Annotated in this window: 1 protein-coding gene; it reads right to left on the bottom strand. The window is 50.5% G+C overall.

What is annotated here, in order from left to right:
- On the bottom strand, positions 1-679 hold a 679-nt coding region (locus P5674_RS25530; protein WP_315670456.1), incomplete at both ends, for a tetratricopeptide repeat protein.

Raw genomic sequence — 679 nt, 5'->3', positions numbered from 1 at the left:
GTAGTCTAGGGCTGTTTGTTTTTCTCCCAGGGAGTCGTACACAGCGCCAATATTGCTGAGAGTAGTAGCTTCCCCTCCTCTATCCCCCACAGCCCTTCTTAGGGGTAAAGCTTGGTTAAGGTAGTCTAGGGCTGTTTGTTTTTCTCCCAGGGAGTCGTACACAGCGCCAATATTGCTGAGAGTAGTAGCTTCCCCTCCTCTATCCCCCACAGCCCTTCTTAGGGGTAAAGCTTGGTTAAGGTAGTCTAGGGCTGTTTGTTTTTCTCCCAGGGAGTCGTACACACCGCCAATATTGTTGAGAGTAGTAGCTTCCCCTCCTCTATCCCCCACAGCCCTTAATAGGGGTAAAGCTTGGTTGTAGTAGTCTAGGGCTGTTTGTTTTTCTCCCAGGGAGTCGTACACATGGCCAATATTGTTGAGAGTAGCAGCTTCCCCCCCTGTATCCCCCACAGCCCTTCTTAGGGGTAAAGCTTGGTTGTAGTAGTCTAGGGCTGTTTGTTTTTCTCCCAGGGAGTCGTACACATGGCCAATATTGTTGAGAGTAGCAGCTTCCCCCCCTGTATCCCCCACAGCCCTTCTTAGGGGTAAAGCTTGGTTGTAGTAGTCTAGGGCTGTTTGTTTTTCTCCCAGGGAGTCGTACACATGGCCAATATTGTTGAGAGTAGCAGCTTCCCCCCCT

Source organism: Limnospira sp. PMC 289.06, assembly GCF_032350395.1.
Lineage (GTDB): Bacteria > Cyanobacteriota > Cyanobacteriia > Cyanobacteriales > Microcoleaceae > Limnospira > Limnospira platensis.
Note: the sequence above shows the minus strand (reverse complement) of the source record. Positions and strands in the feature narration are given on the sequence as shown.